The organism is Methylocucumis oryzae, from assembly GCF_000963695.1.
GTDB lineage: Bacteria > Pseudomonadota > Gammaproteobacteria > Methylococcales > Methylomonadaceae > Methylovulum > Methylovulum oryzae.
In genome coordinates this window covers 1-7991 of sequence record NZ_LAJX01000156.1, presented here as the reverse complement: position 1 = coordinate 7991, position 7991 = coordinate 1, and the positions used below count along the sequence as shown (strand labels likewise).

General features: G+C 45.1%; 6 protein-coding genes and 2 pseudogenes. 4 read left to right on the top strand and 4 right to left on the bottom strand.

The window, feature by feature from the left end:
- Positions 1-208 precede the first annotated feature (208 nt).
- The 4 genes from VZ94_RS14845 to VZ94_RS14835 form a co-directional block, all read right to left on the bottom strand.
- On the bottom strand, positions 209-2230 hold the full coding sequence (locus VZ94_RS14845) for a bifunctional acetate--CoA ligase family protein/GNAT family N-acetyltransferase (protein WP_338040433.1): 2022 nt from the start codon (positions 2228-2230) through the stop codon (positions 209-211).
- Entirely contained in the window at positions 2190-2894 is a 705-nt protein-coding gene (locus VZ94_RS32250; protein WP_338040432.1) for a CoA-binding protein, read from the bottom strand. Before VZ94_RS32250 ends, VZ94_RS14845 begins: the two co-directional genes overlap by 41 nt.
- 185 nt (positions 2895-3079) lie before the next feature.
- Positions 3080-3589, bottom strand: a complete 510-nt coding sequence (locus tag VZ94_RS14840; RefSeq protein ID WP_045779825.1) for a hydrogenase maturation protease — start codon at positions 3587-3589, stop codon at positions 3080-3082.
- Entirely contained in the window at positions 3570-5075 is a 1506-nt protein-coding gene (locus VZ94_RS14835; protein ID WP_045779824.1) for a Ni/Fe hydrogenase subunit alpha, read from the bottom strand. Before VZ94_RS14835 ends, VZ94_RS14840 begins: the two co-directional genes overlap by 20 nt.
- Before the next feature lie 582 nt (positions 5076-5657).
- On the opposite strand from VZ94_RS14835, the gene kdpF reads away from it, so the two are divergent.
- From kdpF to VZ94_RS14820, 4 genes and pseudogenes are all read left to right on the top strand, one after another.
- Positions 5658-5747, top strand: coding sequence for a K(+)-transporting ATPase subunit F (gene kdpF / locus VZ94_RS14830; RefSeq protein ID WP_045779823.1), 90 nt, complete (start codon positions 5658-5660; stop codon positions 5745-5747).
- Positions 5747-7324 (top strand): potassium-transporting ATPase subunit KdpA, encoded by a 1578-nt coding sequence (locus tag VZ94_RS14825; RefSeq protein ID WP_500684255.1) that lies wholly within the window; start codon positions 5747-5749, stop codon positions 7322-7324. The genes kdpF and VZ94_RS14825 overlap by 1 nt, the downstream gene beginning before the upstream one ends.
- Positions 7261-7566, top strand: a pseudogene (locus tag VZ94_RS33495) (potassium-transporting ATPase subunit KdpA); the annotation flags it as partial. The gene VZ94_RS14825 and the pseudogene VZ94_RS33495, both read left to right, overlap by 64 nt.
- Before the next feature lie 18 nt (positions 7567-7584).
- Positions 7585-7991 (top strand): annotated as a pseudogene (locus VZ94_RS14820) (potassium-transporting ATPase subunit B); the annotation flags it as partial.

Genomic DNA, 7991 nt, shown 5'->3' with positions numbered 1-7991 from the left:
GCCTTAACTCTTTTCTTCGAGTTAGTTGATTCTATTCGACGAGTTGTTTATTACCGACCGAAGACGCCCAAGCCATCAAAACCTCGTGTTAATAAAGGCGTTCCTAATAAGTGGAAAGAAAAGCGGGCTAAGAAAATGGGTGCTACTGGCTAAAGTCAACAGTATTGACGCAATGCGTACCCTGACGACAGGGATTATATCTGCAAGCTTACCCTCTTAAATCCTTACTCACTCTAACAACCCCTGCCGTGTCGTTTTGCTTTTCTACACTAAAACCTAGTTTGGTGAGTAACGATAACATCGCCGTATTCGCACTTAACACTTCAGCTTCAAAAAAACTAATACCTTTGTCTTTCGCCGTTTGCATTAAGGTTTTCATTAAGCGTGAGCCTATGCCTAAACCTTGGCTGTCATCGGCTACTACTAAAGCGAATTCTACGGAGCGACCATCGGGATTTCTAATATAGCGCCCTACGCCTAACTCTTTGGGCGCTTGCTCGTCTTCGGTGACGGCGACAAAGGCCATTTCACGGTCGTAGTCGATTTGGGTAAACCGTACTAGCATTTCTGGTGTTAACGCGTGTAAGGTTTGGCGGAAGCGGAAGTATTTGGTTTTATCGGACAAGCGGCTCATAAAATCTTTTTCCATTACAGCGTCTTCAGGGCGAATAGGCCGGATGATGATGTTATTACCGTTGCTGAGTTGGTACGATTGGCTTAATTCGTGTGGGTAAGGGTGTATCGCCATGTGCGCATAGCGGATTAATTGATGCGATAAATGCACTTTAATCCTGGCATCAACCGCCACTGCGCCTTTATCATCGACAATCAGAGGATTGATGTCTAACTCCATAATTTCTGGTAATTCACTCACCATGACGGATACGTTTAACAAGACATTGATTAAGGCATCCATGTTTGCTGGCGGCAGATTTCTAAAGGCTTGCAAATAGCGTTGCGCCTTGGTTTTTGCCAACATTTGCTTAGCCATATAAGCGTTTAACGGTGGTAAGGCTACTGCGCTGTCTTTTAAGATTTCTACCATCGTACCGCCTAAACCTACGCTAATCGCAGGGCCAAATACTGGGTCGCGAATCACGCCTATCATGATTTCACGGCCTGCTGACGCGCGATACATAGGCTCTATGGTCATTTCTACTTCTGCAATATCGGGCTGTATCTGCTTAATCGCATCAGCCATTTCGGTAAAATGCTTAGACACCTCTTGTACGCTGCCAATATTTAAACGCACGCCGCCTATATCGGATTTATGGCTAAACTGGGCCATATTGACTTTTAGCACTACCGGAAACCCTAAGGTTTGCGCGGCAATCATTGCATCTTTTGCACTAGCAACTTTTATGGTTTGCGTTACAGGAATATGAAACGCCGCTAATACGGCTTTAGCTTCTTGTGCGGTAAGCACTTGCCGACCTTCCGATAAAATGCGCTCAATGATTAAACGCGCACCAGTGACGTCGGGTTTAGGTTCAGAGGCTATCGGTAATGGAATTTGTTTTAATAAAATTTGGTTTTGCGTGTAATTAGCAAGCAACGCAAACGCATCAACGGCTTCTTCCGGTGTATTGAAATGCGCAACATTACTATTGGCAAATAAAGCCCGCCCCTCTTCGACACGCGCACCGCCCGTCCAAGTCGCTAGCACCGGTTTTGTACTGTCTTTTGCACCGTCGATTACGCTTTCGGCGACTTGCGTCGGGCGTGTCATCGCTTGTGGTGTTAATATCACTAAAATACCGTCGATATTATCATCGGCTAAGCAAACCGATAACGCATGTTGGTAACGCTCTGAGGTTGCGTCACCTAAAATATCCACCGGATTAGCATGTGACCAATGCGGCGGTAAAACTTGATTTAATGCGTTGATACTGGTCTCACTTAAGTCAGCCATTTTTACGCCAACATCTTCCGCGCGGTCGGTACTCATCACACCAGGGCCACCGGCATTGGTGATAATCGCTAAGCGGTTATCACTCACCGTGTAATTATTCGCCAAAATACGCGCAGCGGAAAATAATTCGGTAATGCTATAGGCTCTCACCACACCCGCCCTTGCAATAGCGGCATCGAATACATTATCGCCGCCGACCATGGCGCCGGTATGCGACATCGCAGCTTTACAGCCCGCTTCATGCCGACCGGATTTAATTAAAATAACCGGTTTTAATCTAGCGGCGGCTTTTAAACCGCTTAAAAAAAAGCCTAGCATCGCGTATGCCTTCAACATACATCAAAATGCCCGTGGTTTTGCTATCCGTTGCTAAATAATCTAATACTTCACCAAAATCAATATCGGCAGCGCCGCCCATAGAAACAACAGTTGAAAAGCCAATATCTTGCGCTTTCGCCCAATCTAAAATCGCCGTACAGACCGCGCCCGATTGTGATAACAACGCTAAGTTACCGTCTTTGACGACACCATCGCCAAAGGTCGCGTTTAAATAACCACTTGGCCTAATCACGCCTAAACAGTTAGGGCCGATAATGCGTATGCTATAACGATGCGCAATATCTAAGACTTCTTGTTGTAAGCGTTTGCCTTCATCGCCTAACTCGCCAAAACCTGCTGTGATGATAATAATCGAGGTTACATTTTTTTCGCCGCATTGCCTAACAATGCCAGGCACGGTAGCCGCCGGTGTTGCGATAACCACGAGATCTAAATCATCCGGTACCGATAATAAATCAGGATAGGCTTTTAAACCCAATAAGCTGTCGCGTTTGTTATTAACAGGATATAAACCACCAGAAAACCCTGCTTCTTGCATATTTAGCAACAAGCGATAACCGACACTGTCTTCTCGCTCTGAAGCCCCTACAATTGCTACGGTTTTAGGTGTGAAAAAACGGCTTAAATAATGTGGACCCATCATAGTCTCCAGTCAAAAAGATTTCGGGTTATACGCGGTAAATGGTTAAGTTTTTGGTTTTTACAATTCACTGTAGGGTGATGCTAGGCGTATCTTGTTAAAGCGGCATACGCAATCAGCATGCGTAGACTTAATGTCATCGTTTATGCGCTCAAAATCACTGTCCAGGTCTACGTTAGGCATATCAGCTAATACTTCCCTTCCATTAATGCTTCTGCGAGTATGGGCTTATGCTCGGTTTCTTGAGTCAAAAACTGCAAACTAAACTGATAAGCCTCTTCTAAATACCCGACCGCTAAGGCACTTAGCTCAGCACCTAACTCAAAGGCTTCGCCTCTAATACTTAATAAAAAACTAGGCGGCGGTGGCTCGTGATATACCATTTGATAAACCGCGAGTACCGCAGCCGGTGTCATCGCATGACTGGTAAAACTGTCGTCACGCTCAGGTGATAACGCTTCAAGACTAAACGCTTGTTCAACAGCCACTGACGCATCAACAAACAACACTAAGCTACGGTTTTGTAAATCCATCGCGTGTTCAATTTGCAATTGAAAGTCGGTGAGTAGCTCTATGCTATCAAGTGCAGGCAATCCCGATTCTAACTTCTCCAATAACAAAGGCCCTAAGGCATCATCGCCCCGACTGGGATTACCAACCGCTAACACTAATACCGGCTTAGATGCGTGCGTGTTCAATGCGTCCGTCACTGTGTTTGGTTAATGAGGCTAATAAGTCTTCGCTTTGCCAGCTGCGTAATTCCAATTTTAATGGCATCTTGCCTAACGCATGCGTCGCACAGGATAAACAAGGGTCATATGCGCGTATCGCGACTTCCAAATTGTTTAATAAAGGTTCGGTTAACTCATGTCCTGATAAATATTCGGCCGCGACTTGCCGCACTGACTCGTTCATGCCCATATTATTGCTAGTCGTAGATACGATTAAATTCGCTTTGGTAACAATATCGTTTTCATCGACTTGGTAATGATGGAATAACGTACCGCGCGGTGCTTCAATCACGCCTATACCTTCATAACGTTTTTCGCCTTGGCGCACGAGTTCACCGCCTAAAATATCCGGGTCATTTAACAACAGTTTAATGCTTTCAGCGCAATGTAACACTTCGATTAAACGCGTCCAGTGGAAGGCTAAGGTACTATGTACCATCGCTGCTTGACCGCCGTGCGCTTTAAATTCTACCCGTGCGGCTTCTGCTAACGGCGTGTCTATGAAATCGCAGTTATTGACTCTTGCTAATGGCCCTACGCGATACCAACCATTTTCTTTACCTAAGGACAGTAAATAAGGGAATTTCATATACGACCAAGAGCGGACTTCTTCATGAATTAAATCGTTATATTGGCAATAGTCGTAATGGTCGGTAATGGTGTCACCCTCAGCTGTTTTTGCGCGTATGCCGCCGTGATACAGTTCTAACGCGCCATTAGGCTTTATTAACCCTAAGTAATTACTCTTAATCGTTGCGAATTCATCGTAATATGGCAAATTTGCGCAATGCACTTGCTTGATTAACGCAACAGCGTCTTGTGACCAGGCAATCATTTGGTCAATATCGGCTAATAAATAATCACGCTCCGTTATAGAAAGCGCTTTATTCATACCACCGGCAATAGCTCCCGTACCGTGCACCCGCTTACCTGATACCATGCGTATCACTTCCTGCCCATATTTACGCAGCTTGACGCCTTTTAAGCCAATATCGGTATGCTCAGCTAAGACTGCCACGATGTTGCGCTTACTGATATCGCTATCGAAACCAAACAACAAATCCGGGCTGGATAAATGGAAAAAATGTAAGGCATGAGATTGCATGACTTGGCCGAAATGCAATAATCGGCGCAGCTTATCTGCCGACACCGGTAAATCATCCGGGTCAATGCCAGCCAGTTGGTCAATCGCTTTTGCTGCCGCTAAATGATGGCTGACGGGACAAATTCCACATAAACGCTGCACTAATACCGGCAATTCCCAATACGGTCGGCCTTGAATAAAACGCTCAAAGCCTCTGAATTCAACGATATGCAGTCTTGCCTGTTTAACAATATTATTGTCATCAACTAACAGCGTCACCTTGCCATGTCCCTCGACGCGCGAGACCGGGTCAACAACAACACGTTTTAATTCCGCACGGTTTTCTGCAGTTTCTAAATGTTCGTACATGGTATTTCCTCGTTAAGAATTCGTCGCTCTCAATCTATGCGACCACACTCATTTTACACCAACGCTAAGCAATCCATGCAAAGTGCCCATCGGCGATAAAACAACCTAGCCTACTCCAACTTTATGACAATGTCGCACGGTTATCATGCCTGGAGTTGATCGAAATCAAAACAAATATTATCAGGTATAAAAAAGCGAACATGTTCGGACTAGCCTGACTGTCACTAACACCTTATCAGGTTTAAAAAGGCCTGAAAGGTCTCTAGCTTCGGTGCATCTTTATATGCTTCAAACGGTTAAGTTTTTGGTTTTTAGGTAGGGAGAGTTGCGCGCGCAACTTTATAATATCATTAAAAATCAATGAACAAGGTGCGCACAGCGCACCCTACGGCTATGGATTTGGTGCTCTTGTATAAAGAAATTTTACAGCTTTTTTACAGTTATTCGGCATAGACTGTCGCCACGTTTTAACGCGTTTACGTCGAGGTCGCCTATGCTAGGTATTTATGTAGTGATAATCGCGGTATTTTTTGTATTAACTGGCTTACTGGTCATCGGTTGTGAGCATTTAAGAGGGCAGTCATGAGTTGGATATATTTATTAACGGGCGTTATCACGCTGGCGTTGTTTATTTATTTAATCGCTGCGTTGTTTTATCCGGAGAAATTCTGATGACGATTAATGGTTTTTTACAAATTGTTGTTTATGTTGTCGTGCTCATCGCGTTGGCAAAACCGTTGGGCTGGTACATGGCTAAAATTTATGACGATGAGCCGGCCTTGTTAAAGAGCTGGTTGGCGCCGTTAGAGGCGCTGATTTATCGATTAGCCGGGGTTAATCCACAATGCGAAATGCGCTGGACTGATTATGCGTTAGCCATGTTGATGTTTAATTTGGTCGGTATGCTAGCCGTATTTGCGCTACAAAGCCTACAAGCGTGGTTGCCGCTTAATCCTCAACACTTAGCTAATATCAGTCCAGATTCGGCATTTAATACCGCTATTAGTTTTGCGACTAACACGAATTGGCAAGGCTACAGCGGTGAATTAACCATGAGTTATTTAACACAAATGCTGGGCTTAACGGTGCAGAATTTTGTTTCCGCAGCAGCAGGTATGGCTACGCTAGTGGCATTAATTCGAGGTTTTGTACGTCGTAAAGTTACTACCATTGGCAATTTTTGGGTCGATTTAACGCGTAGCGTTTTGTATATCTTATTGCCATTATCATTAGTCTTAGCCGTTATCTTGGTCGGTCAAGGGGTTGTGCAAACCTTTAGTGCTTACCAAACAGTCTCGTTAACCCAGCCTGTGACCTATGAGCAAGCTAAAACATCTGTGGACGGACAGCCGGTACTCGATGCTGAAGGCAAGTCGGTGACTGAAACGATTGTCGTGAAAGAACAAACGATTGCAGTAGGTCCTGCCGCCTCCCAAGTTGCTATTAAACAATTAGGCACAAACGGAGGCGGCTTTTTTAACGTAAATTCTGCCCATCCTTTAGAAAACCCAACGCCATTTAGCAACTTCTTAGAATTATTGGCGATTTTATTAATCCCTGCCGCGTTGTGTTACACCTTCGGCGTGATGGTCGGCGACACCCGGCAAGGTTGGGTTATGTTGTCGGCGATGACGCTAGTGTTTGTCGTTATGGTTTTCGTCACGGTATCGGCTGAGCAGCAAGGGAATCCTACATTTGCTTCCCTTTTGGTTGAGCAAGCCGCACATAACACACAAGCAGGTGGCAATATGGAGGGCAAAGAAACCCGTTTTGGCATTACCAATTCGGCATTATGGGCGGTAGCAACCACGGCAGCGTCTAATGGTTCTGTCAATGCTATGCACGATTCGTTTACGCCTATCGGTGGTTTAGCGCCCATGTGGCTTATGCAATTAGGCGAGGTCATTTTTGGCGGCGTCGGTTCGGGGTTATACGGCATGATTATGTTTGCGCTAATCGCCGTCTTTGTTTCAGGCTTAATGATAGGTCGCACACCTGAATATTTAGGCAAAAAAATCGAGTCCTTTGAAATCAAAATGGCCGCAATAACGATTTTAATCCCTCCGCTGATGGTGTTAGGTGGTACGGCTTTGGCCGTCATGCTTGAGACTGGCAAAAAACGTCAATTTTTAACCCCGGCGCCCACGGTTTTAGTGAAGTCTTATACGCTTTATCTTCTGCAGGCAATAACAACGGGAGTGCTTTTGGCGGTATTTCCGCTAACACGCCTTTTTACAATAGCTTATTAGGCGTTGCGATGTTGTTTTCACGTTACTGGTTGGCGGTACCCGTATTGGCTATTGCTGGCTCGTTAGCGGCTAAAAAAATTGTACCGGTTGGGCCTGGCACGTTACCTACCCATACGCCTTTGTTTATGGCGTTGCTAATCGGCGTTGTGGTGATGGTGGGTGCATTGACATTTGTTCCGGCATTGGCCTTAGGCCCGATTGTCGAACAGTTACAAATGCTTAATTTTGCTGCCGCTCATTAACGGTATGGGAGTCTTAATATGAATGCAAAATCTGCATCAATGTCTTTATTTGATAAGGATATTATTGGTCTTGCGCTAATCAATTCGGTACGAAAATTAGCACCACAACAACAATGGAAAAATCCTGTGATGTTTGTGGTTTATATCGGTAGTTTATTGACGACATTGTTATGGCTGTTAGCGCTAGACGGCCAAAGTGAAGAGCCAGCATCTTTTATCTTGGCGATTACATTATGGTTATGGGGTACGGTGTTATTTGCTAATTTTGCAGAAGCGGTTGCCGAGGGGCGTAGTAAAGCGCAAGCGGCATTTTTGCGTAGCGCCAAGCGTGATATTGCCGCCAAGAAGCTCGATGAACCGCGTTATGGCGCGCATTATGCAAAAAATAGCCGGTGCTTCGTTAAGACGCGGCGATGTCGTGTTGA